Genomic DNA, 22,567 nt, shown 5'->3' with positions numbered 1-22,567 from the left:
CTCAAATCTTCAAGTTCTCAATTTCTCAACTAAAACAATGGCAGGATTAAAAACGCTACAAATTTCTCACGATGGTTTTGCGTTTGATTCTTCAACGGGGGAAACTTATACGCTTAATCGTTGTGGACGCTTGATATTGCAAAAAATGCAACAGGGTGAAAATCGTGCTCAAATCATCACGGCACTTGCGGAATCTTTCGGCATGGCTCAAAGTTTAATTGAAAAGGATTTAGCCGATTTTTGCCAACAAATGGAAGCCTTGGGCATTTCTTCTAAAAATATTGGTAAATCTAATTCTCAATCTCATTCTCGAATTCAAGAGGCGATCGCATGAAATCCCTGACAAAGACAATTAACGTGGCGATTACAGGTATTAATGCGATCGATAATCCAGCCCCTGGAACAGGTGTAGCGCGAAGTTTGCGCGAAGATCCCCAATTACCCACCAAGTTATTGGGCTTAGCCTATGACGCGATGGAACCAGGGCTATATATGGATTGGCTATTCGATCGCCGCTACATTATGCCCTATCCATCGGGCGATCCTGAAACCCTGATGCAACGTTTGGAACAGATTCAAGACCAAACGGGGATTGATTGCATTATTCCTAATTTTGATGTGGAACTTCCTCTCTATATCCACTGTGCCAAGGAACTAGAAGCGATCGGCATTCATACTTATCTCCCCACCAAAGCCCAATTTGCCCTCCGCAATAAGTCAAAGCTTGCCGAAGTTGCCCCCAGTTTTGGAATTAAAACCCCTAAAACAATCACAGTAACATCAGTTCAGGAGCTAGAAGAAGCGATCGCGGAATTGCATTTTCCCTTGATGATTAAGGGTTCCTATTACAAGGCTTATCGGGTGAATACCCTTGAGCAAGCTATCCAACGCTTTTATCAATTGGCGGCGGAATGGGGATACCCAATCATTGTGCAGCAGGTGATTACAGGTATTGAATTGAATTTAGTGGGAGTGGGAAATGGACAAGGCGGACATCTGGGCTTAGTTGCTATCAAAAAGATGGCCGTCACAGAAATCGGCAAAATTTGGAGTGGGGTGACAATTCACCATGAAGGGATGCGATTAGCTACGGAAGCTTTTCTCAGTCATACCAAGTGGAAAGGGGCTTTTGAAATGGAATGTATGCTCGATCGCGATGGGGAAATTTATTTGATTGAGATTAATCCTCGTTTTCCTGCATGGACTTATTTTGCAACGGGAGTGGGGATTAACTTACCATCTCGCCTAGTCAGAGCCGCCCTTGGCTTACCAATCCCTGCCCATCAAGATTACGAAGCGAGCAAATTATTAATGCGCTACACCTACGAAATTATTACCGATATTGCGCCTTTACAAACTTTAGTCACGTTAGGAGAACTTTAAAATGTCTACAGCCCAATATACATACGAAAAGCCCATGATCCGCAGGTTGAATAGTGGCTTGATGAACAAGTTTGCAGGGGCATCGCCCAATCAGCGTAAGGTCAAGAGTGAAATCGCAGGGGTTGCAGTTGAAGATTTAGTTGCTGCCTATGGTTCTCCTTTGTTTGTCTATTCTGAGAAGACATTACGGCGCAAGTTCCGTTCCATGAAACAGGCTTTTGCGACCCGTTATCCTGATGTTACCTTTGGCTGGTCGTACAAAACTAATTATCTCAAGGCGATTTGCGCGATCTTGCATCAAGAAGGGGCGATCGCGGAATTAGTCTCGAAAATGGAATATGAGAAGGCGAAGGCATTGGGAATTGAGGGCAAAAATATGATCCTCAATGGACCTCACAAACCCTTTGCCACTCTGGAAGCAGCCGTGCGGGATGGAGTGACGATTAATATCGATCATCTTGATGAAATCGAAGATCTAGAAGCGATCGCCACTCAGATCGGTCAAACTATTGCTGTCGGTATTCGCCTCAATTTAGATGCAGGGATTCAGCCCTGTTGGTCACGCTTTGGCTTCAATCTCGAATCTGGACAAGCAATGGAAGCAGTGCATCGCATCGTTAGCGGTGGCAAGTTACAGATTAAGGGCTTGCATAGTCACATCGGCACATTCATTATGGAGCCAGAAGCCTATGCGCGGCAGGTCGAAAAGATGATCGAGTTTGGCTATGCGATCGAGTCTGCCTATGGTTGGCGCATGGAATATATTGATATTGGCGGCGGATTCCCTTCCCGTAGTCGCCTAAAGGGAACCTATCATGCTGCGGAAGTTCTCACTCCTGCCATTGATGATTATGCCGATGCCATTTGTGATGCGATGTGGGCAAATCTCAAATCAGGGCATACTCCTAAACTAATTCTCGAATCTGGACGGGCAGTGATCGATGAAGCAGGTTCTCTAATTACCAGTGTGTGCAGCACAAAACGCTTGCCCGATAGCACTCGCGCCTATGTGTTGGATGCGGGTGTAAATCTTCTATTCACCAGTTTTTGGTATAACTTCGATATTTCCCTCGGACAACCCGTCAACGGTGAATGCGAACAATCGGTTTTGTATGGTCCCATGTGCATGAATATCGATGTGATTGCCGAAAGTATTGCCCTACCTGCATTATCGAGAGGTGATCGCCTTGTGGTTTCCACCGTTGGCGCGTATAACAATACCCAATGGCTCCAGTTTATCGAATATCGCCCCAATGTGGTTCTTATTACTGAGTCAGGGGATGTGGAACTGATTCGCGAAGCCGAAGATCTTGGCGACTTGGAACGCAGAGAACGTTTACCCGCACGTCTGGCGATCGCGCATTTAGAGAAAGTCTAAGACAGCCCCCCTAGATTCCTTTCCGCCCAGATCCCCGATTTTTTTTGTGATAAGCAAAAGTAAGCTGTACTAACAAAGAAAAAGTCGGGGATCTTAATCTCTGTACTCATTAAAATTTTTATCTATTATGATTGGCATAAATTCCCGATCGCTGCATCCGTTAAAAGCGACATTCGCCCAAATACCGAATTTATCTACTCAACAATGGCGAAAAATCAAAAATATCTGGCAAACACCACAGCATGTAATTACCTCCATTTGTGCGGCAGTAGCCGAGATTATTTTCCTACGGGGGGCAGGCATAGGCGTAATTTTAATTGCGGCGATGATGCTTCAGCCATCGGTGCTAATTATGGGAATGACGGGCTTATTTAGCGCGATCGCCATAGCCGCAGTCATGCAACTAAAGCGCGATTATTTGAATTATGCCCCACTTCTCTTTAATCCATTATTGGCAGGATTAGGAGTTGGTTATCTCTTCCAAATTACCCCCGCATCGCTGATTCTCGCAGGGATTGCAGGCTCCTTAGCCTTTGTCCTGACATGGACTCTCTCGCATATTTTACGCACTTTCTTACTCTTGCCAGTCCTGAGTTTGCCCTTTGTGGCAGTCAGTTGGATTGTGCATTTAGCCGCCTTTCGCTATGCAGGACTACTTCCCGCGATCGCCCATCCCCACACCTATTCCATCGGCTTGCCCGAATTTATCGAAGGATTTTTGCGGACTTTAGGATTAATCTTCTTTCTGCCCAATATCTATGTCGGTATAGTGGTGATGCTATTGCTGTTATGGAACTCGCGGATTCAGTTTATGTTAGCGATCGCAGGCTATGCCCTCGGTACTTACATCCGCGCCATGCTCACAGGCACATTCCTCTATGTCTATCACGATCCCGCCGCCTTAAATTTTATTCTCGTCGCCCTTGCCATTGGCGGCTTCTATCTCATTCCTTCACCGCGTAGTTATTGCTTAGCCGCGATCGCCGTAGTCTTTACAGCCCTGATCGGTGAGTCTGTGAGCGTGTTTTGGGTCGCCGTAGGTTTACCCGTCCATGCTTTCCCCTATAATCTCGTCACTCTATCTTTTCTCTATCTCTTAGGCAGCGTCGGACAGAAATTATTAGCCCGTTATCCCCAAGCTTCTCCCGAAAAGACTTTAGATTACGAACTTACGGCAAGAATTAGAGAACAGGGAAATTATCGGGCGATCGCTTTGCCATTTATCGGAAGATGGAAAGTGTGGCAAGGCGTAGATGGACGCTGGACACACCAAGGATTATGGCGCTATGCCTATGACTTTGTGCTGTGCGATGATGAGGGAAATACCTATCGCAATCAAGGCACAAAACTCACGGATTACTATGCCTTTCAGAAGCCAATTCTCTCGCCAATTTCGGGCTGGGTGACGCGAGTTGTGAGCGATTTACCTGACTGTGCGATCGGTGAAGTCGATCACGATCGCAACTGGGGCAATCATGTAATTCTCTACGACGATCGCGGATTTTATGTGGAAATCTCCCATTTTGCTCAAAATAGCATTGCCGTCAAACAGGGCGATCGCCTTAATCAAGGAGCATTACTCGGACGCTGTGGCAATTCTGGCTATTCACCCCAACCCCATATCCACATCCAAGCCCAATTCACTCCCGACCTTGGCGCAGCGACCATTCCCTTTAGCTTTACCAATCTCCTAGTTAACGATCAATTTGCATCTGAGGCAGAACCCAATGAAAATGATATTTTAGAAGCGATTCCCCTCGATTGCGCTTGTTCCCAAATCCTTTCCCTCACCCTTGATTTCCAACTGCGTTTTCAAATTGAACAGAAAACTAAGCGTCATCAATCGAAGATTTCGCACCTATCCGTAATTGTGAGAATGGCAATCGATGGCACATTTTATCTCGATTCGGGCAAAGCCAAACTTTATTTCACCCAAAGCGATCGCGGTTTAAAGTTCCATCGCCTTGAAGGGAACGATCGCGATCTTGGCAGCTTATTTCTAGCGATGCCCAGCTTGCCAACCGCTACTAAAATTGGGCGATCGTGGCAAGATTATCTGCCGATTAGCTTAGCAACTAAGGGATTTCAGCGAATGTCCTATCAACTGATGAGTTCCTTCGATCCCCGTCTTGCCTCCGCAAGATATCAAGGTGAATGGCGATCGGCTTCCGAGATTGCAGGTGTGATATCGGTGAAAGGAGATCGACGCAAAATTTATTTTGTGGTCAACTTTGAGAATGAAAGGCAATTAGTCATGATTTCTCTAGATAGATCAGCATTTTTATAAGGAGTTAAGCATAAGTGTTGTGCCACCCGCTAAGCGGGCGGCACAACAATATGGGAGCTATTTAATTAATTCTGCTAAATAGCTATTTCTCTTTTTGAGAAACTCGTCTAGCAATTCGTAGTAATTTTCGGCAACTGCTTGTTGAACTGATGGTCTTTGGAGGAGAGCTTCTCGCCAAGCATTAACCTTGGGAGTGCGATCGCTAAATCCAAAGTTTTGATAGCGATCGAAGGCGACAAAATAGCGAAAGATTGGCGCATAGACGGCATCAATCAGCGAAAATTTCTCGCCAGTAAAATATGGTTGTGCATCAAGTTGTGCTTCTAGCAGTTCTAAATTTGCAATCAAATCTAACCGTTTTGCCTCAAAGGTTTCTTGATCCTTAGCAGCATAGAATCCCGCAATTTTTGTAAGTAGATTTGAACCAAATTCAATCCAAGAGCGATGTTTAGCTTTGGTTAAGGCATCCTCAGGATGTAGTGAGTCTGGGGTAATTTCATCAAGATATTCACAAATTACTGCTGATTCAAATAGCACTTCGCCATCAACCAGAAGCAAAGGAACCCTGCCCAGTGGCGAAATTTTGAGAAACCAGTCGGGTTTGTTGGCGAGGTCGATATATTCGCGATCGCAAGGAATTTGCTTTTCAAGGACGGTGATCAGCGATCGCTGCACGTAGGGACAAAGGGTATGGCTGATTAGCTTGAGTTTAGGCAACATGGTAATTTGTAAGTGCAATTTGTAAGTGCAATTTATAAAGGGGGCTAACATTTGGATATAGTTGCATTTACATTAATTGCAATTGCAACTAAAATTAATTTAGCATATTTAATTGCAATTGCAACTAAATTCCCAAAAAGAGAGGTGGCACTTCGTGCCACCTCTCTGAGCCTATTCTTTTAATTGCAATTGCAACAACTTTTTTGCATACTGATAACTATGTCAAAAACTATGTCAACCAATCCAGCCCTAGATCCTTTGCGAAGTTCTGTTTGGCGATCGCTTTTGACCGTTCATACCAAGCTGCTTGATCGCATTGCCCAAAAACTTACTCAAGCCGATCTACCACCTTTGGAGTGGTACGACGTACTGCTCACACTCAAAGAAGCACCAGATAACAGTTTGCGCTTAAGTGAACTAGCCGAAAAAGTTCTATTAACCCGTAGCAATCTAACGCGATTAGTCGATCGCCTCGAAAAAGCCGACTTACTTTATCGCAAATCCTGTCCAAGCGATCGGCGCGGGACTTACGCCGTCTTAACTGAGGCAGGATTAGCAATGCAACAAAAAATGTGGATAGTTTACGCTGAGGGGATTTCTGAGCATTTTGCTAGTCACATCTCCGAAGATGAGGCGAAGGTTTTACAGACAATATGCGATCGCTTGTTAAGCAACTCGGCACAATTAAATACAAAACCCCAGAATTGATTGGCGGCTCGCTGCGCCGCCAATCAATTCTGGGATAAAGCAATAAAAAACCCTACCTCTTGGGTAGGGTTAAAGATATCGTTTTTACTTTGTCTTAAACACTTTGATAGGAAACATAGGAAACAGGCGAGATTTATAGATTCCCCAACCACCAAATCAACCCATGCCCCGTAGATACTTCAAGAATAAGGAGAGAGACGAAACCGATCATGGCGAGTCTGCCATTTAGTAATTCTGCATAAGGTGTGAAACCAGCTTTGTCGCTTTCTTCGACATACATCTTTGGTTCGACTGCGAAGTTGTTGAGAACACCTCTTTCATCAACTCTGTAACTGTTAGCCATTGCTTTAACCTGTGTGTTAGTTCCTTATGTAAAGAAATATAACAAAATATTTCAAGTTGTTAATCTAGCTAAAGGCATGGATGCTAGGTTAGTTGCACCTATACAAAGAGGTATGCACAAAGAAGGGCTTGGCATTGCCAAGCCCTTCTTTGTGTTATGTGACTAGATTTAGAAAGTACCTGCTAATGCACTGACGCAGCGATCACAAATATGGGGATGCTCAACCGACAAAATCAACACTAACTCAACAAGGTGTTTTCATCTTTATTTTATCTTTTTGGGTTTGCATTAAAGCACTTTTTAGTAGATTTCATGAGGGTTTCAGCAAGCAAAGGCTGTTGATTTGGTTTTGCGTTAAAGCACTTTTATGCCCAAAAAGGGAGATAGCGTGCATAACGGGTAGAGGTAGATTCAGAGTCATCGGTCTTAATCAAGCCAGCTTCTTTCGTAGCTCCTATAATCAAAGAAACTGTGGCTGTCTTGGACTCACTTAAATGGAATCTCTCACGTAAAGTCTGATTAGACATCTGCCTGTTACTGACGTATAGCAAACAGCAATGCTGATAACAGGCTCGAATGCGATCCGATTTACTCATGTCATCAAAAGTTTGGTAAGCAAATAAAACTGTTGTTGTACGAGTTTCCCCTACTCGAAAATCTGGCGCGGGTAATTGGTAGACTTCTGCTGCGCTCACAACTTTGTCAATGCCACTGCCTTTTTCTTCGCATATACCGAAACGACGCATTAGATCAGCGAGTTGCTCATTGCGAGAGCGATATTCGTCAATGAAGCGATCAACTGGAATAGGGGGAATACCAGGATTAGAAATTTCTACACGATCGCTGTACATTTCAATCATTACAGAAGCACCTGTGGCTAGAAAATCCTGATGCACTAAGGCATTAGCAATCAGTTCTCTTAGCGCTTGCATCGGAAACATCTTGACTTCTTTCCGTATAGCTTCTTCAATAAAACGGTTTTGTGGCGCTGCTGAGTACACAAAACTAACTAATTTATTGAAGCTAACCGCATATCCTCGGTTGCCCTTTTTATCATCACGAGTTTGGAGTTTATTTATGCCTTCGTAGATAATAACGCGAGGAGCTTTACGCGCCAAAGCAGAGGAAAAAGCATCAAGTTTCTTTGCTAAAAGTAAGGCGGCAAGATTAGTGATTGTCCAACCCTGAGATGTTGGTGTGATTAAGTCTTGACTCTGTAATCGCTCTAAAACGACTTCACGAGTAGTTGGATAAGGAATTTGTAGAAGTTCAAAGAAGGTTTGGGTATCTAGTAAAGCAATTACATCATCTGGACTTACATCTGATTTTGCCGATTGCGAAAACCAGTCTTGCTTATCTTCTGCAAAAATACTTTTAAGTACATCTGGTGTCATAGGAACTAGATCTTCTCCAGCTCTCATCCAGTATGCTCCGTCAAGTGAGATCGGTTGTCCCAGAGGTCTAGTTGGTACTTCAAAAACGAGAACTCGTCCATTAGGATGCTGTAATTCTATAGCGTCTACTCGAAATCCAAGTTGTTCTACTATATAAGCTTTGATACTATTGAGTTCTGATGGATTTGCCCAAGCTAGAGAACCTACTACTTGGCGAGGGCGCTTATCAGTCACACCTAAAATGATGTGTCCACCACCTTCGTTAGCTAGTCCTACACAATATTTAAGAAGTTTAGCCCTATCAAATTGAGATTTAGCTTCTTTAAATTCAAGCTTTTCTGTTTCCGTAGGAAGAAGAAGCCATTTTTCAAGGATTTCCAGAGTAATCATAGGAAAATGACCATTTACATGCCGAAATTAATATATATAACAACTTTATATTTATTGAGCTTCTAAAAATAGTGATCACCCATAACTTATCAGAATGTATAGATATAGGTGATCGCTAATTAATCTCAATTTACTAAAAAGTACCTGCTAATGCGCTGACGCAGCGATCGCAGATATGAGGATGCTCGGTAGACTCACCAATATGGGTGGAGTAGTTATAGCATCGAGGACATTTTTCCCCGTTAGCACGTTCTACAACAATTTTTACTCCCTCAATTTGATATTTTTCATCAGCTACCATGTTTTCACTTCTTAGAGGATCAAAAAGTGGTTCCCAGAAATCACGCCTTGAATTTAAATCACCTCTATAAATTGCATGATTGGATTCTTGACCTTGATTATCAATATCAAATCCACGAATTTCTCCATTTTCATTAGTAAAAAATGCAAAATCACGCGAATCTTCAGGTAAGCCAATAAGGAACTCAACTTGAGAGCAAATAAATAGATCCTCTAATTGATGATCTTTGTTCAAAGATTCCAAATCTTGTTTAACCACACCAGATGTAATCTCAATTTTGACTTTTGCTTCAAGTGATGCACCTATTAGTTTCTCTCTACGCTTGTCTTCCATCCTTTTATTTACTTCAGAACGGAGAATTGCTAGGCGTTTCCACTTAGTTGCCAATTCGGGCTTGTACCATTCAGTATGCACAATAAACCAACCCGATTGGAATACGGACTTGGTGGGTGCAGGATAGGGCAAGTGCTGCCAGATATCCTCGGCAGTATGGGCAAGCACTGGGGCGATCGCCTTGGCAATAGTCTCTAAGCAATACATCAACACGGTTTGGCAACTGCGGCGACGGGCAGCATTAGGCGCACTGATATAGAGGCGATCTTTAGCGATGTCTAAATAGAAGTTTGATAAATCGACGGTGCAGAAGTTCTGGATGGTTTGGAAGAAGCGCGAGAATTGGAATTTCTCGTATGCCTCAGTGATGTCCTTGGTGACTTCGGCGAGACGATGCAGGATATAGCGATCGCTTTCCGTGAGATCGGCATAGGGAACTAGATGTTCCGCAGGTTGGAAGTCAAAGAGATTACTGAGTAAAAATCTAGCCGTATTGCGAATCTTGCGCGACACATCGGACATCTGTGCCAAGATGGTTTTGCCAATGGGAACATCTCCGTTGTAATCGACACTCGCCGCCCAGAGACGGATTACATCCGCACCATAGGGAGGCTCTTTCTTTTGGTCTTTTCCACCATTGATCACCACCATCGGATCGACGATGTTACCGAGAGATTTACTCATTTTCTGTCCCTTTTCATCGAGGACAAAGCCGTGGGTTAACACAGTCTTGTAAGGTGCATAGCCATTCGTTGCCACGCTAGTAAGGAGAGAAGATTGGAACCAGCCACGATGTTGATCGGAACCTTCCAGATACATATCCGCAGGATAGTTCATCGCATAGGGAACGGTGCACGAATTATGACTTTCGCCACCAAGTACGCCAGCCCATGAAGAACCAGAGTCAAACCAGACATCCATCGTGTCTGTGCCTTTGCGATACTTACGACCATTATTTTTATAGGCTTCAGGAAGCAATTCTTCAACTTCCCTTTCCCACCACACATCAGAACCATGCTCACGAATGAGTTCTTGAATATGGGTAACGGTTTCTTCCGTGAGCAAAGGCTCATTGGTTTCTTCATCATAGAATACGGGAATCGGTACGCCCCAAGTGCGCTGACGGGAGATACACCAGTCCGATCGCTCTTGCACCATTGAGGTAATCCGATTCTCACCGATCGCAGGAATCCAGTTAACTTCCTTGATCGATTTCAATGCTTCTTCGCGGAAACCATCAACGGAGGCAAACCACTGCTCAGTGGCGCGAACAATCACAGGCTTCTTGGTGCGCCAATCGTAGGGATATTTGTGGTTATAGGCTTCTTCTTTAATCAGGGTTCCATTAGCAGTCAAGATTTCCACAACCTTGGCATTGCCTTCTTTGAGAACACTCAAACCTGCGAGTTCTTCGCCAGCATCTTCATTGAAAATACCGCGATCGTCCACAAGGGAAATCATGCCCAAATGATATTTTTTGCCGACGATAAAGTCATCTTGACCATGATTAGGAGCCGTATGCACTAAGCCCGTACCAGATTCAGCAGTGACGTGATCTCCTAAGACAATCGGACTAGGACGATCGGCGATGGGATGCTTAGCGATCGCTCCTTCGAGAACATCACCCTTGAAGGTATATTTCACTTCCAAAGCTTGCTCAAAAGTAGCAGCTAACTTCTCAACTAGTTCCGTAGCGACGATGTAGTTTTTGTCACCAGCCGCGACAATGCTGTAACTCAGATGGGGATTAGCGCTAATTCCCAAGTTAGCGGGAATTGTCCAAGGTGTCGTTGTCCAGATTACGGCATGGAGATTGGTTAGATCAGTGATCGCCTTTAATTTATCGCTAGATTGAGTTACTGGGAAGGCAACGTAAATACTGCGCGAAACATGATTTTCGGGATATTCCAATTCGGCTTCCGCGAGGGCAGTATGGGAACTAGGCGACCAATATACAGGTTTCAAACCGCGATAGATATAGCCTTTAAGTGCCATCTTCCCGAATACACCGATTTGGGCGGCTTCATATTCAGGTTTCAGCGTGTAGTAAGCATTCTCATAGTCACCCCAAACACCCCAACGCTTGAAGCCTGTCGCCTGTTCGTTAATTGTTTGCAAAGCAAATTCCTTGGCTTTTTTCCGCAATTGCAAAGGCGTTAAATTAGCACGTTCTTCGGCTTTGATATTTTGTAAAACTTTAAGTTCGATTGGTAAGCCGTGGCAGTCCCAACCCAGCACATAGCGAACTTTGTAGCCACGCAATAACTTATAGCGATTAATAATATCTTTTAAAACTTTGTTTAAGGCATGACCCATGTGTAATGTGCCGTTGGCGTAGGGGGGGCCATCATGGAGGGTAAACACATCACCTTTATTATTGTGGGAGAGGTCTTCAAAAATCCCTTGCTCTTGCCAAAACTTTTGAATCTCTGGTTCACGAATAATTGCATTTGCCCGCATCGAAAAGTCAGTTTGGGGCAAGTTAACGGTGTCCTTATATTCACTTGATTCGGCTGGACTATCCGCGAGATTCTTAGATTTGGCTTTAGGAGCAGAGGTCATTGTTCTAAACTAGGTCAAATTTTGCTAAGGTTTACCCCCCATTATGCAACAGGATCGGGTATATAGCTTTGAAGTCTCTCTTCCTGTTTCTAAAACTTTCTCTGCACAGTCTTAATTTCAGTTCTGCAAAAAGGCTATTGATGAGTAGCGGCGCAAAGCGCCGCTACTCATTTGACATTGCTAAGGCTTATTGCTCTTTGTTTTCCTTGAGTAACTTTGCATATTCTTGATCCGTCAAATCTTGCTCAGTAGTGTAGGCAAGATTATTTTGATCGATTACCTCTTGCTTAGTGGCAAAAGTTTTGGCAAAGTTCAGCTTTTCGCGCAGAGTCGATGAGGGCTTTTGGAGTTGCTCAGCACGAGCGGCACGTTTTTGATTGCGATCGCCAATTCCACCATTTAAGTACTGCAAGACAAAATAGCGCACCAAAGGCGTAGATAGGAACAAAACGGCATAACCTAGCAAAAATCCATAGGCGGCTTTGATAAATCCTAAAAATCCAACCAGAGATGTGGCTAATCTGGGATTACCTAACAAACTGCCCAAATAGAGCGAGGCAACTAGATAGAAAACACCTAAACCGATCGCTAGGGCAATCTTGCCTTGAGACGCTTGGCTGAATTTCCAAAGTTTTTCTTGCAAATAGGAATGGTTAACCTTGGCTTTGCGCTCCGAGGCAACTTTTTGTAAGTCAGGAAACTTATAGGCAAGGGTTCCCGCATCACTAACTTCAGGGAAACCGTTAAATTTGGATAAGACGGGAATCACAAAATATTCATCACCCTCTAGACGGCTAGTTTCATCGAGATAGGGCGCAATTTGTTCAGCGACGACGACACCATTATTACTACGGATCATCGCTGCAATCTCTCGCCAACGACGCTCTTCGAGATCAGCGTTAGGATTACCATCACCAAATAAAAATGAAAATACACTTTCTAAAAAGCCCATTTCATCGGGATCTCTTTGGCGGATACGCTCTGGCTCGTAGTAGTAGGGATCGAACATGATAAACGGATTGCCAAAGGGATTGCCCCAGCCCCCCAGCCAGATAAATCCTCCGCCACCACGATTATCGCTCCGACGATCATCACGATCATTGCCACTACGCTGACTATTTAAAGCGATCGTGGCAGCAATAATGCCTAGCACCACGATAATGATCGAGACAATTAGCAAAATGCCAAAAGAAATCCGAATTCCGTAAAACACCCATTTCCAAACACCTTTAAGCCATTCCTTGACCTGTAGCCAAAATGAACGACTGACTAGGATTTGGCGGAAATTCGGAGCAAATTTATAGGCGATCTCGCCCGACTCGGCAACTTGGAGATTGCCACCTGTTTCCGAGGCAAGGGCTAATATTTCCCGTTGAGCGGTATTTAAATCAAGTCCAGACTGTGCCGCCACATCCCCTATCGTGACCCGATAGTTGAGCTTTTCGACGGCTTCCATTACTGCTGTACGAGTTGCCATAGGCTTTCACTAATCTAACTGCTAGCACTATTATGATTGAAATATAGCTTTTTTAAATTAAGAGGGTGTCTTGCCTTCGGCAGGATACCCTCTAGTAAGCAAAATCTGAGATGCGTTATATTCTCATCTCAGATATCCAACAGCAGTTTTTAAGGTATTTGTCATGCAGCAAGAACCAATGCGATCGCCTGCAAATCTAGATTTCACTTCAGAGACAACGGGGGATGATGACTCTGCATTTGTATTAACGCCTGCACAGGAAGCCGCCATGTTCTCGGAATATGGCACTGGTGATGATTCTGCCGACGATCTCCAAGATCCCGATGCTGAAAATGCAAATGCAGATCACTTAGCTCAGTCCAAGGACTTATTGCAGGGTGCTGATCCTAACTCTGAAATGAGACATTTTCATAATCATTACATTGGCAATATGGATCTGTTTGCCGATAAGCAAACGGTAATGAAATATTTAGATGCCCATCAGGGTTGGTTTCGACGCTGTGCCCATCCCTTTAAAGCTGATCCGATCGGAGAAACTGGCTATGCGATGGGGATTGGTAAGGTGGGAGCCTTAGGCTTTCAGGTAGATGCAAGGGTGGGGCTAAATTTGTTGCCTCCCGATGCAAACTGTGTTTATCGGATTGTGACTATTCCCATTCCCGATCAGAAACCGCAGGGCTATGAAGTGGATTTTCAGGCAGAAATGCGCTTGGAGGAAAAAACTTTGGAATTACGGGCTGGGGAAAAACTCGGTAATGATCCCTTAATTACATCGATTGAATGGGACTTGAATCTGACGGTTTCCCTTCACTTTCCTGCCTTTATCCAGAAGTTATCGAGGGATATGATCCAGAAAACGGGTGATAGCGTTCTCGGTTTCATTGTCCAGCGTGTTTCTAAAAGTCTGACAGCTAAGGTGCAAGACGACTTCCATAAAACCCACGCCATCAAGGTTCCGAAACAAATTAAGCTCAGAAGATAGCCTTTGTCCAAGAAAAAAGGAGAAAGGAAAAGAGAAAAATGCTTTATACTTTTGCGATTTTGCTTGCGCCAGCACCAGATGAGCAACCGTTGGGAATTACGGGCAAGCCCATTGAATATTTGCAATGCGATCGCCTGATTGCCGCAATTGAACCAGATGTAGATATCGAAGCGATGAAGCTATTGCCTGAGCAATCTTTGATGCAGGCGATTATTCATCACGATCGCTTGATTTGTGAACTGTTTAACCAGCGCACACTTTTACCTTTACGCTTCGGTACAGCCTTTGTTTCCATTGCGGCTTTAGAGACATATCTACAAACGGAGGGTGAGAGGTTATTCGCCAGTTTACAGAGACTAGATGGCTATGCCGAATATTTGATTACGGGCAATGCGATCGCGCCTAAGCTGGAGGTAGCGACAAATCTCAAGGGTAAAGACTATCTACTCGCGAAGCGATCGCAATATTTACAACAGGAACAATGGCGATCGCAACTACAAAAGGAGGTTCTGGACTATCGTCAGACCATTACTGACCATTTAAATCCTGATAATTTAAATCCCGAATATCCACCTGCATTTCAGCATGTGGAAACGCAAGGTTCAGAGGATGTGCGTGTTTATGCCTTATTGCCGCGATCGCAGGTTGAGTATCTGCAAGAGGCTTTGCGATCGTGGGAGGCACAACATCCCCATTGGCAAATCGCTTGGAGTCAGGCTTTGCCTCCCTATCATTTTTTGGATGCCTAGCTACAGCGCTTTGCGCTGATTTAAAACCCAGAAATATTTTTGAAAGCGGCGCTTTGCGCCGCTTTCAAAAATATTTCTGTAATACTTAAAGCCTCAAAAGGCTGTAATAAGTGAGGGTATCTTGAATAATTATGCAATCATTAAAATATAAGCAAAAATCCTTTTCTATTTCATAATATGTCTAATTTCATCTAAATCTGATTAATAAGCCTCCATGCATTATCCCGATCCTAAAAATCCTCACCCGATGATAGGATTTCCTCAAGTCTGCTTTATTCAAAATACAGTTACCAATCCGAATATCATCATCGGTGACTATACCTATTACGACGATCCAGAGGACTCAGAAAACTTTGAACGTAATGTCCTGTATCACTTTCCCTTCATTGGCGACAAACTGATTATCGGTAAATTTTGCGCGATCGCCAGGGGAGTGAAATTTATTATGAATGGCGCAAATCATAGTATGTCAGGCATCTCTACCTATCCATTTCAAATATTTTGGAATGAGTGGAAGCCCCAAAATCTAGAATTTCCCTACAAAGGCGATACTGTCATTGGCAATGATGTATGGATCGGCTACGAAGCTGTGATTATGGCTGGGGTAAAGATTGGAGATGGGGCAATTATTGCTTCTAAATCCGTTGTGACCAAGGATGTCCCTCCCTATGCAATCGTTGGTGGTAATCCTGCGACTGTTATCCGTCAGAGATTTGATGATCGGGCGATCGCTAAGTTACTCGAAGTCGCATGGTGGAATTGGGATATTGAGAAAATTACTCGCAATCTTGATCGCATAGTCAGCGCTGATTTAGACGCATTAGCTAGCGCCAATTAAATATAAAAAATATAAAACCAAAAAAAATGTGGTGCAGGCTGCACCACATTTTTTGATTAAAATCATCCGCAATACTTTGAATATATATAGGTTATAATATTTATATCTTTAAGTATATAGAATTTGCTTAATGTACCTTTGTCCTTGTAACCCAATCTCGTAAAGTGATGAGGTTGTAGTTTGTGTCCCCGCCTTCGGCGGGGACACAAACCTTCGCTATATGAGGTCATTTAGAGGTCATTTATATGGCATTTGAACCGAGCTACTTCAAGGCTGATTTGTTTAAAGTTTTATCCAACCCCGTCAGAATCCAAATCCTCGATGCCCTCCGCGTCAGCGAACAAAGCGTTAACTCGATCGCCCAACAAATTGAGGCAGAACCATCGGCAGTTTCCCAACAGCTTGCCGTAATGCGCCGTTATAACTTGGTGCGATCGCGAAAGCAAGGCAACTTTGTCTACTATTCCGTCGGCGATGCCACGATTTTTAAGGTATTGGATGCAGCCCTAGAGCTTTTTCACAATCACGTCATTGAAATGCGGGAATCACTGCAAAAATTGGAGTAACGAAAATTTCATGACACAAGTAGGCAGCTTAGATCACATCCAAAGTCCTAAAAATAATCCATTCAATAATCCATTTAAGGGACTATTTACGAATTTTCGTGGAGACTTGACGGGAGGACTGACCGCCGCAGTCGTAGCACTACCCTTAGCCCTTGCCTTTGCGGTCGCCAGTGGTGTAGAGCCGAAAGCAGGACTTTATACGGCGATCGTGGCAGGAGTAGTCGCCGCCATATTTGGGGGATCACCTGTGCAGATTACAGGTCCCACGGGAGCGATGGCAGTAGTCTTAGTAGGCATTGTCGCTAAGTACGGCATTGAAAAAGTTTGGATCGCGGGTGTGATGGCGGGGATCATCCAGATTGCCCTCGGTGTTGCCAAATTAGGACGCTTAGTCAAATTCATTCCCTACCCCGTCACCGCAGGCTTTACCAACGGGATCGCTGTAATTATTTTCTGTGGTCAGTTAAATAATTTCTTCGGATTACATTTACCGAATCAAGAGCATTTCCTCCAAACCCTTTGGCAAACTACCACGAATTTAGAAGCCTATAACTGGTTAGCGATCGCCTTAGCCCTGCTCACCATCGGCACAAAACTATTATGGAATCGCATTAATCAATCGATCCCCGGTTCCTTAGTTGGGTTAATCGTCGCCACCCTCGCCGCCGTCTGGGCTAAATCCCAATGGCAGCTCGAAGTACCAACCATTGGTATCATTCCCCAATCTTTGCCGATGCTGCAAGGGATTCCCCATTGGAATGACTTTAAATTAATCAGAGAACTCATTAATCCTGCGATCGCCTTAGCCGCCCTAGGCAGCATCGAATCATTATTAGCCGCCGTGGTTGCCGATGGCATGAGTGTCAGCGATCGCCACAATAGCGATCGGGAATTAATCGGTCAAGGCTTAGCGAATATGGTCGTGCCGTTCTTTGGCGGGATTCCTGCAACGGGTGCGATCGCGCGTACTGCGGTCAATGTCCGTGCTGGCGGTAAAACTCGGCTATCGGGAGTGATTCATGGAATCGCCCTCGCCCTAATCGTCTTAATATTTGCGCCCCTCGCTTCACAGGTTCCCCTCGCTGCCCTTGCAGGCATCCTGATGATTACCAGTATCCGCATGATGGAATGGAAAGCGATCGGGTTATTGATTCATACCACCTATGCGGATTTTGGGGTGATGCTGCTGACTTGGTTAGTGACGGTCTGCTTTGACCTCGTCCTAGCCGTAGAAGTGGGATTGATTGCCGCAGGGATTCTCTTTATCAAGCGCATGAGCGAACTTAGTCTCGTGAAAATGCCTGAAGATAGTGCGTTTCTCTCTGGTATCCCCCTAGAATTTGGCAAACAAATCGCCATCTATCGGATTGACGGGCCAATGTTCTTCGGTGCAGCCGAGAGATTTGTCAGTTTCTTGCGTGATGCTCCTGAAGTCAAGTTCTTAATTTTGAGAATGCGCTATGTACCGAGTATGGACACAACGGGCTTAGTTGCCCTCGAAGAGATTTATCACGATTTGCAGCGTCATAATTGCCAACTAATTTTGAGTGGGTTGCGTCTTGAGGTCGAGCAACTTTTAGATCGCAGTGGACTACTTCAGGAAATTGGACATGACAATAGCTTTAATTCCACCGATGAGGCTTTGCAAAAGATCATGCCAAATATTCATAATTAACTGGTGTTACGTGGAAGGCTGTAAAGCCCTCACCCCTAGCCCCTCTCCCGCAGGAGAGGGGAACAAGAAAATAATAGAGGTTTTGCTCCCCTTCTCCTGCGGGAGAAGGGGTTGGGGGATGAGGGTTCCAAGTAACATCAGTAATTAACCAAATTTTGGATGGCTCGGCTTTGCCGAGCCATCCAAAATTTTAATTATCACCAGCTACTTACAAAGGTAGAATCGCAGATTACAATGTAGTAGTCATATACATCGCTACAACCGTGCCTTTCTTTCGCCAGTACATTGCACCATTTATTATTTTTGCAATCTTCCTGTTTACGCTAGTACTAGTTAGCTCCCGTGCCTTCTTGCCTAACGATATGGTTGCCCCTGCCCCTGTTGGCGCAATGTTATCTCATCGCTTTATTTCCTAGCTGCAACGCACCATGACTGAACTTACTTGGCAGCGACGACATGTGATCTCGCTGTCTGATTTTACGCCGAACGATTACGAAACGGTTTTGCAGACAGCCGTTAGCTTCTTAGAAGTTCTGTCGCGCCGCAACAAAAAAGTACCAACCTTGCAGAGCAAAGTTGTTGCTAACTTATTTTTTGAGTCCTCCACGCGCACGCGCAATAGTTTTGAGCTTGCAGCTAAGCGTCTCTCGGCGGATACGCTCAATTTTGCCCCCGGAACTTCCTCTCTTTCTAAAGGAGAAACGATTCTCGATACGGCGCGAACATTTCTGGCGATGGGAACGGACATCATGGTGATTCGCCATCAATCGGCGGGTGTACCCTTAGCGATCGCCAAAGATATGGATGCCCTCAGTGGTAAAGTCGCGATTCTCAATGCAGGGGATGGCAAGCATGAGCATCCATCTCAAGCTTTGCTCGATTTGCTGACCTTCTGCATGTATCTCAATCCCACGGCTCCCACGGCAAAGGATCTCAAGGGCAAAAAAGTAGCGATCGTTGGCGATATTCTGCATTCACGGGTAGCGCGATCAAATCTTTGGAGTCTGCTCACCAATGGCGCAGATGTCCACCTTGCCGCACCACCGACATTATTACCCCCAGAATTTGCGGAATATGGCGCAAAAATTCATTATTCCCTAGAGCCAGCCCTTGAGGATGCTGATTTTGTAATGACTCTGCGTTTACAAATGGAACGGATGGGACAATTCCTGATTCCCAGTTTGCGCGAATATCATGCGAAGTATGGCATCACTCGCGATCGCCTTGCCAAATGTGCGCCCAATGTTCAAGTCTTACACCCTGGTCCAGTAAATCGTGGTGTGGAAATTAGTTCTGACTTGATGGACGATCCACGCCTGAGCTTAATCGATAAACAGGTCACAAATGGAGTAGCAATTCGGATGAGTTTGTTATATTTGCTGGGTACAGCAATTTAAGTTCTATTTTTAGGATAGTTGCAGAGCAACTATCCTAAAAATTCTGGTTCATGTGAGGCTCACCCGTCTGGGTGAGCCTCACATTACTAACGAATTCTAGAAACAAAACCAACTTCCTGCTAGTCTAAGGGTGCATGTTTGCAAGATGTCTTGAGGATATCGATCCATGAATAAGTTTCCCTGTCTTATTACTCTCACTTCTAGTATCTCCTTAGCGATCGCCCTAGGTATACCATCGCTCGCCTTTGCCCAAAATGCTCCTCAAAAAATAGTTTTTGTCTCACCCCAAGGCGCTGACAACGTTGGCGCAGGTACAGAAAACCAAGCTTTTCGTACCCTCACCGCCGCGATCGCCGCCAATCCTCAAGAAGGCACGATCTTCCAATTAGGTGCAGGTACTTATAGCGAAGCTACTGGTGAAAATTTTCCGATTCGCTTGCCCAAGGGAGCAGTTTTACGCGGTAATCCCAATGTCAATGGGAATAATGTAATTATTAGTGGCGGCGGGCGCTTTGTCAGTCCTACCTTTGCTAGCCAAAATATTGCGATCTCCGCCGCCAATGACTCCCGCATCGAAGGCATCACCGTTACCAATAGCAATCCTCGCGGTTATGGACTATGGCTAGAATCCAGCCGTAATGTCGTGGTTAGCAATAGTAACTTCGTTCGCAATACCCACGATGGCATTTTCCTCACAGGTAGTGCCAATGCTTTAATTAGCAATAATCTATTCACAGGTAATACAGGCAGTGGCATCTCCGCTCTGGGCACAAGTACAGGCGAAATTCGGAATAATCGCTTTGAAAATACTGGCTTTGGATTATCAATTGGACAATCCTCTCAAGTTGCTCTGATTAACAATCAAATCGCTCGTAATGTTGATGGTATCGTCATTTCTAATACGGCTCAGCCAACCCTACGCGGCAATGCGATCGCGGAAAATCAACGCAATGGAGTTGTCATTCTCAGTAATGCCAGCAGTTCTCCTCGTCCTGATTTGGGAACAACAGTTTCACAAGGGAATAATACCTTTTTTAACAATCGCGAATTTGATATTAACAATGCCACCACTATTCCTATAGCGGCTGTAGGTAATCAAGTTAACCGCACCAAGGTGAAGGGTTTACTCGATCTCACCGCTTCGCGATCACCTGTTACTAATCCCATTGCAACTAGTCCTGCTCTTCCTCCACTTCCATCTATTCCTGTCGCTACTGTTCCTAAAACTCCCCCGTCAGTATCGACAGCACCAACCGTTGCTCTTCCGATTGAACCCAAAACAACCACTACTCCATCCACAATATTTGTACCTGCTAAGCCTCCTAGCTCGAATCAGTCATTACCCAGCCCTGTGATTAAGACTAATCCTAGTGCGAGTAATACTTCACCAACCACGATCACCATTGAGCGCGAATATAGCTCAACTACTCCTCGTGTCGCCACATTACCTCCCGCAATGCTTGATCCTACGACGGGTAAGCCCTTCCAATATCGTGTGATTGTACCTAATACTTCTACATCAGTTACGCAAAAGGTGAAAGCGATCGTGCCCGATGCGTTTCGCCTATCGCGTAGTGGCAGAATGATGTTGCAAGTAGGAGCCTATAGCGATCGCCCTGCGGCGAATCAGTTAGTCGAGAAATTAGCGCAGTCAGGTGTTAATGCCGAGATTATTCCATTTCGCTAATCCCAATAAGAGAAGCAGAACTTTGTTCTGCTTCTCTTATTGGGTAGCCATTTACGCTTTACTTAATCTGACAGAGATAATACAGCCACATATCCGTGTTAGCACTCAAATCTTGTTGCGTAATTAGTTCTAACCCACTTTGCCAAGAAAACATTCTGATATTGTCGAAATTGGATTGTAATTGATTAAGTTGTTCCTGTGGTCTCACGTAATACTGCTTTAAACGGAAATTGTGGGACTCATCTTGAACAATTGCATAATCAGAAGACTTGATCTGATGCGGCGAAATTGAACGATTGAAGAAGCGTAACAATGTAAACATAATCATATTGACATAGGTTTTGAAGGGATTAAAGCTAATGTGAGTTTTCCAGTTAAATTCTCTTTCTAGCCCTTGGAGACTATGGCTGGAGAAGAAAAAATATCCTCCCGATTTACCAATTCGGCTGATTTCTTGCAGCACTTGTAAGCGATCGCAATGGGAGACAACATCAATACCATTAAAGCTAAACAGAATAAAGTCGAAGGAATTATCGGGAAACTGGCTCATGTCTCTAGCATCAACCACTTCAAACATTTGTGATTGACTACGAAAGCGCTGCTGACAAGCCGCAATCATCTCTTCTGAATAATCAATCCCCTTATATTCCTGAACAATTCTAGAAAAATATTGAGTAGTACGTCCGCCCCCGACACCAATATCTAACATTTTCATATTTGACCATTGATTACGAAATAGATTGAGAATGGTTTGTTCAGCAGGTTGTAATTGGCGTAATTGGCTGTAGTGATGAACAATCTCACGAGCGATATAAACTTGATGATTTTGATCAGCCATGATGCTCCATGACTGAAAGAGAATTCTGGCGAGTTAATTGCATTTAAAAGACAAAAGAGGCAGGCTCATTAACATACCATTTTGAGGACAACAACTATCGATGCGATCGCCCAAAAAGTAACGGTATTGGAATGGGTGGAAGGTTTTTATGAAGAGAGAGTTTATGAAGGTGAGCAGGCGATCGCTTCGCCGATATTTCCCGAACTTCAGTTAACGGCTGCTCAAGTTTTACAAAACTGTTAATGGTCAACGATATTACAGCGATCGCGAAACTATTGCCCCAAAAATATAAGAATGTCTAGCTTTATTTCATGTTTAATGTGAATTGTTGTGCGATCAGGCTAGATTTTTTTTTGCTTTTGTTCTGTGATATTAATCTGATGTTTCTGAACAAATTAGCTAACATAGGATGTTGCTCAGACAAATTGCGTATATCACAAAAAATAGTTGCATTATCCAGAAAGTTTCTGTATAGTTATCAAAATCTTGGTTGTCATCCCGAAATTTTCCAAATAATTTTTTAATTCTATCGCTTGCTTCATTTGATAAGTTCATTAAG

General features: G+C 44.2%; 20 protein-coding genes. 14 read left to right on the top strand and 6 right to left on the bottom strand.

The genetic code is table 11. From position 1 onward, the window contains the following. Window positions 1–37: 37 nt before the first annotated feature. From HC246_RS09965 to HC246_RS09950, 4 genes are all read left to right on the top strand, one after another. Window positions 38–334, top strand: coding sequence for a PqqD family protein (locus HC246_RS09965; protein WP_169363253.1), 297 nt, complete (start codon window positions 38–40; stop codon window positions 332–334). After that, window positions 331–1,383, top strand: a complete 1,053-nt coding sequence (locus HC246_RS09960; protein WP_169363252.1) for an ATP-grasp domain-containing protein — start codon at window positions 331–333, stop codon at window positions 1,381–1,383. The genes HC246_RS09965 and HC246_RS09960 overlap by 4 nt, the downstream gene beginning before the upstream one ends. A 1-nt stretch (window position 1,384) precedes the next feature. Continuing rightward, complete coding sequence (locus HC246_RS09955; protein ID WP_169363251.1) at window positions 1,385–2,761, top strand: alanine racemase; 1,377 nt, start codon at window positions 1,385–1,387, stop codon at window positions 2,759–2,761. 127 nt (window positions 2,762–2,888) lie between these two features. Then, window positions 2,889–5,048, top strand: coding sequence for an urea transporter (locus tag HC246_RS09950; protein WP_169363250.1), 2,160 nt, complete (start codon window positions 2,889–2,891; stop codon window positions 5,046–5,048). A gap of 57 nt (window positions 5,049–5,105) precedes the next feature. On the opposite strand, the gene HC246_RS09945 is transcribed toward HC246_RS09950, so the two are convergent. Beyond that, window positions 5,106–5,768 carry a glutathione S-transferase family protein gene (locus HC246_RS09945; RefSeq protein WP_169363249.1) on the bottom strand — a complete coding sequence of 221 codons (663 nt, stop codon included), beginning with the start codon at window positions 5,766–5,768 and terminating at the stop codon, window positions 5,106–5,108. Between the two features lie 219 nt (window positions 5,769–5,987). Here HC246_RS09945 and HC246_RS09940 point away from each other — a divergent pair, with 219 nt between their 5' ends. After that, window positions 5,988–6,476, top strand: coding sequence for a MarR family winged helix-turn-helix transcriptional regulator (locus HC246_RS09940; RefSeq protein ID WP_211167673.1), 489 nt, complete (start codon window positions 5,988–5,990; stop codon window positions 6,474–6,476). A gap of 133 nt (window positions 6,477–6,609) precedes the next feature. Here HC246_RS09940 and HC246_RS09935 read toward each other — a convergent pair whose 3' ends face one another. The 4 genes from HC246_RS09935 to HC246_RS09920 form a co-directional block, all read right to left on the bottom strand. Next, window positions 6,610–6,819: a chlorophyll a/b-binding protein gene (locus HC246_RS09935; RefSeq protein ID WP_169363248.1), complete on the bottom strand. Its 210-nt coding sequence runs from the start codon at window positions 6,817–6,819 to the stop codon at window positions 6,610–6,612. Between the two features lie 365 nt (window positions 6,820–7,184). Next, window positions 7,185–8,603: an ATP-binding protein gene (locus tag HC246_RS09930; RefSeq protein WP_169363247.1), complete on the bottom strand. Its 1,419-nt coding sequence runs from the start codon at window positions 8,601–8,603 to the stop codon at window positions 7,185–7,187. A gap of 133 nt (window positions 8,604–8,736) precedes the next feature. Then, window positions 8,737–11,799, bottom strand: a complete 3,063-nt coding sequence (ileS, locus tag HC246_RS09925; protein WP_169363246.1) for an isoleucine--tRNA ligase — start codon at window positions 11,797–11,799, stop codon at window positions 8,737–8,739. Between the two features lie 187 nt (window positions 11,800–11,986). Beyond that, window positions 11,987–13,276, bottom strand: coding sequence for a hypothetical protein (locus HC246_RS09920; protein ID WP_169363245.1), 1,290 nt, complete (start codon window positions 13,274–13,276; stop codon window positions 11,987–11,989). Window positions 13,277–13,439: 163 nt separating this feature from the next. Between HC246_RS09920 and HC246_RS09915 the strand changes: the two genes are divergently transcribed. The 8 genes from HC246_RS09915 (at window position 13,440) to HC246_RS09880 (ending at window position 21,170) form a co-directional block, all read left to right on the top strand. After that, entirely contained in the window at window positions 13,440–14,258 is an 819-nt protein-coding gene (locus HC246_RS09915) for a DUF1997 domain-containing protein (RefSeq protein WP_169363244.1), read from the top strand. A gap of 38 nt (window positions 14,259–14,296) precedes the next feature. Next, a complete protein-coding gene (locus HC246_RS09910) occupies window positions 14,297–15,007 on the top strand; it encodes a GvpL/GvpF family gas vesicle protein (protein WP_169363243.1) in 711 nt (236 codons plus the stop codon). A gap of 214 nt (window positions 15,008–15,221) precedes the next feature. After that, window positions 15,222–15,845 (top strand): Vat family streptogramin A O-acetyltransferase, encoded by a 624-nt coding sequence (locus tag HC246_RS09905; protein WP_169363242.1) that lies wholly within the window; start codon window positions 15,222–15,224, stop codon window positions 15,843–15,845. Between the two features lie 245 nt (window positions 15,846–16,090). Further along, window positions 16,091–16,411 (top strand): ArsR/SmtB family transcription factor, encoded by a 321-nt coding sequence (locus HC246_RS09900; protein WP_169363241.1) that lies wholly within the window; start codon window positions 16,091–16,093, stop codon window positions 16,409–16,411. A gap of 10 nt (window positions 16,412–16,421) precedes the next feature. Then, window positions 16,422–18,086 carry a SulP family inorganic anion transporter gene (locus HC246_RS09895; RefSeq protein ID WP_169363240.1) on the top strand — a complete coding sequence of 555 codons (1,665 nt, stop codon included), beginning with the start codon at window positions 16,422–16,424 and terminating at the stop codon, window positions 18,084–18,086. Between the two features lie 263 nt (window positions 18,087–18,349). Then, entirely contained in the window at window positions 18,350–18,502 is a 153-nt protein-coding gene (locus HC246_RS09890; protein WP_169363239.1) for a hypothetical protein, read from the top strand. A gap of 12 nt (window positions 18,503–18,514) precedes the next feature. Then, window positions 18,515–19,483, top strand: a complete 969-nt coding sequence (locus HC246_RS09885) for an aspartate carbamoyltransferase catalytic subunit (protein ID WP_169363238.1) — start codon at window positions 18,515–18,517, stop codon at window positions 19,481–19,483. Between the two features lie 166 nt (window positions 19,484–19,649). Then, window positions 19,650–21,170: a DUF1565 domain-containing protein gene (locus HC246_RS09880; protein WP_169363237.1), complete on the top strand. Its 1,521-nt coding sequence runs from the start codon at window positions 19,650–19,652 to the stop codon at window positions 21,168–21,170. Between the two features lie 58 nt (window positions 21,171–21,228). On the opposite strand, the gene HC246_RS09875 is transcribed toward HC246_RS09880, so the two are convergent. Continuing rightward, a complete protein-coding gene (locus HC246_RS09875; protein ID WP_169363236.1) occupies window positions 21,229–22,008 on the bottom strand; it encodes a class I SAM-dependent methyltransferase in 780 nt (259 codons plus the stop codon). Between the two features lie 81 nt (window positions 22,009–22,089). On the opposite strand from HC246_RS09875, the gene HC246_RS09870 reads away from it, so the two are divergent. Beyond that, window positions 22,090–22,251, top strand: a complete 162-nt coding sequence (locus HC246_RS09870) for a PDDEXK family nuclease (protein ID WP_211167672.1) — start codon at window positions 22,090–22,092, stop codon at window positions 22,249–22,251. Window positions 22,252–22,567: the final 316 nt, after the last annotated feature.

Origin of the sequence: Pseudanabaena yagii GIHE-NHR1 (genome assembly GCF_012863495.1) — a bacterium.
Classification (GTDB): domain Bacteria; phylum Cyanobacteriota; class Cyanobacteriia; order Pseudanabaenales; family Pseudanabaenaceae; genus Pseudanabaena; species Pseudanabaena yagii.
This window is presented reverse-complemented; position numbering and strand designations above follow the sequence as displayed.

Excerpts from the sequence above, each read along its gene's own strand:
- HC246_RS09965 (WP_169363253.1), top strand. The coding sequence starts at position 38 with ATGGCAGGATTAAAAACGCTACAAATTTCTCACGATGGTTTTGCGTTT.
- HC246_RS09960 (WP_169363252.1), top strand. The coding sequence starts at position 331 with ATGAAATCCCTGACAAAGACAATTAACGTGGCGATTACAGGTATTAAT.
- HC246_RS09955 (WP_169363251.1), top strand. The coding sequence starts at position 1,385 with ATGTCTACAGCCCAATATACATACGAAAAGCCCATGATCCGCAGGTTG.
- HC246_RS09950 (WP_169363250.1), top strand. The coding sequence starts at position 2,889 with ATGATTGGCATAAATTCCCGATCGCTGCATCCGTTAAAAGCGACATTC.
- HC246_RS09945 (WP_169363249.1), bottom strand. The coding sequence starts at position 5,768 with ATGTTGCCTAAACTCAAGCTAATCAGCCATACCCTTTGTCCCTACGTG.
- HC246_RS09940 (WP_211167673.1), top strand. The coding sequence starts at position 5,988 with ATGTCAAAAACTATGTCAACCAATCCAGCCCTAGATCCTTTGCGAAGT.
- HC246_RS09935 (WP_169363248.1), bottom strand. The coding sequence starts at position 6,819 with ATGGCTAACAGTTACAGAGTTGATGAAAGAGGTGTTCTCAACAACTTC.
- HC246_RS09930 (WP_169363247.1), bottom strand. The coding sequence starts at position 8,603 with ATGATTACTCTGGAAATCCTTGAAAAATGGCTTCTTCTTCCTACGGAA.
- ileS (WP_169363246.1), bottom strand. The coding sequence starts at position 11,799 with ATGACCTCTGCTCCTAAAGCCAAATCTAAGAATCTCGCGGATAGTCCA.
- HC246_RS09920 (WP_169363245.1), bottom strand. The coding sequence starts at position 13,276 with ATGGCAACTCGTACAGCAGTAATGGAAGCCGTCGAAAAGCTCAACTAT.
- HC246_RS09915 (WP_169363244.1), top strand. The coding sequence starts at position 13,440 with ATGCAGCAAGAACCAATGCGATCGCCTGCAAATCTAGATTTCACTTCA.
- HC246_RS09910 (WP_169363243.1), top strand. The coding sequence starts at position 14,297 with ATGCTTTATACTTTTGCGATTTTGCTTGCGCCAGCACCAGATGAGCAA.
- HC246_RS09905 (WP_169363242.1), top strand. The coding sequence starts at position 15,222 with ATGCATTATCCCGATCCTAAAAATCCTCACCCGATGATAGGATTTCCT.
- HC246_RS09900 (WP_169363241.1), top strand. The coding sequence starts at position 16,091 with ATGGCATTTGAACCGAGCTACTTCAAGGCTGATTTGTTTAAAGTTTTA.
- HC246_RS09895 (WP_169363240.1), top strand. The coding sequence starts at position 16,422 with ATGACACAAGTAGGCAGCTTAGATCACATCCAAAGTCCTAAAAATAAT.
- HC246_RS09885 (WP_169363238.1), top strand. The coding sequence starts at position 18,515 with ATGACTGAACTTACTTGGCAGCGACGACATGTGATCTCGCTGTCTGAT.
- HC246_RS09880 (WP_169363237.1), top strand. The coding sequence starts at position 19,650 with ATGAATAAGTTTCCCTGTCTTATTACTCTCACTTCTAGTATCTCCTTA.
- HC246_RS09875 (WP_169363236.1), bottom strand. The coding sequence starts at position 22,008 with ATGGCTGATCAAAATCATCAAGTTTATATCGCTCGTGAGATTGTTCAT.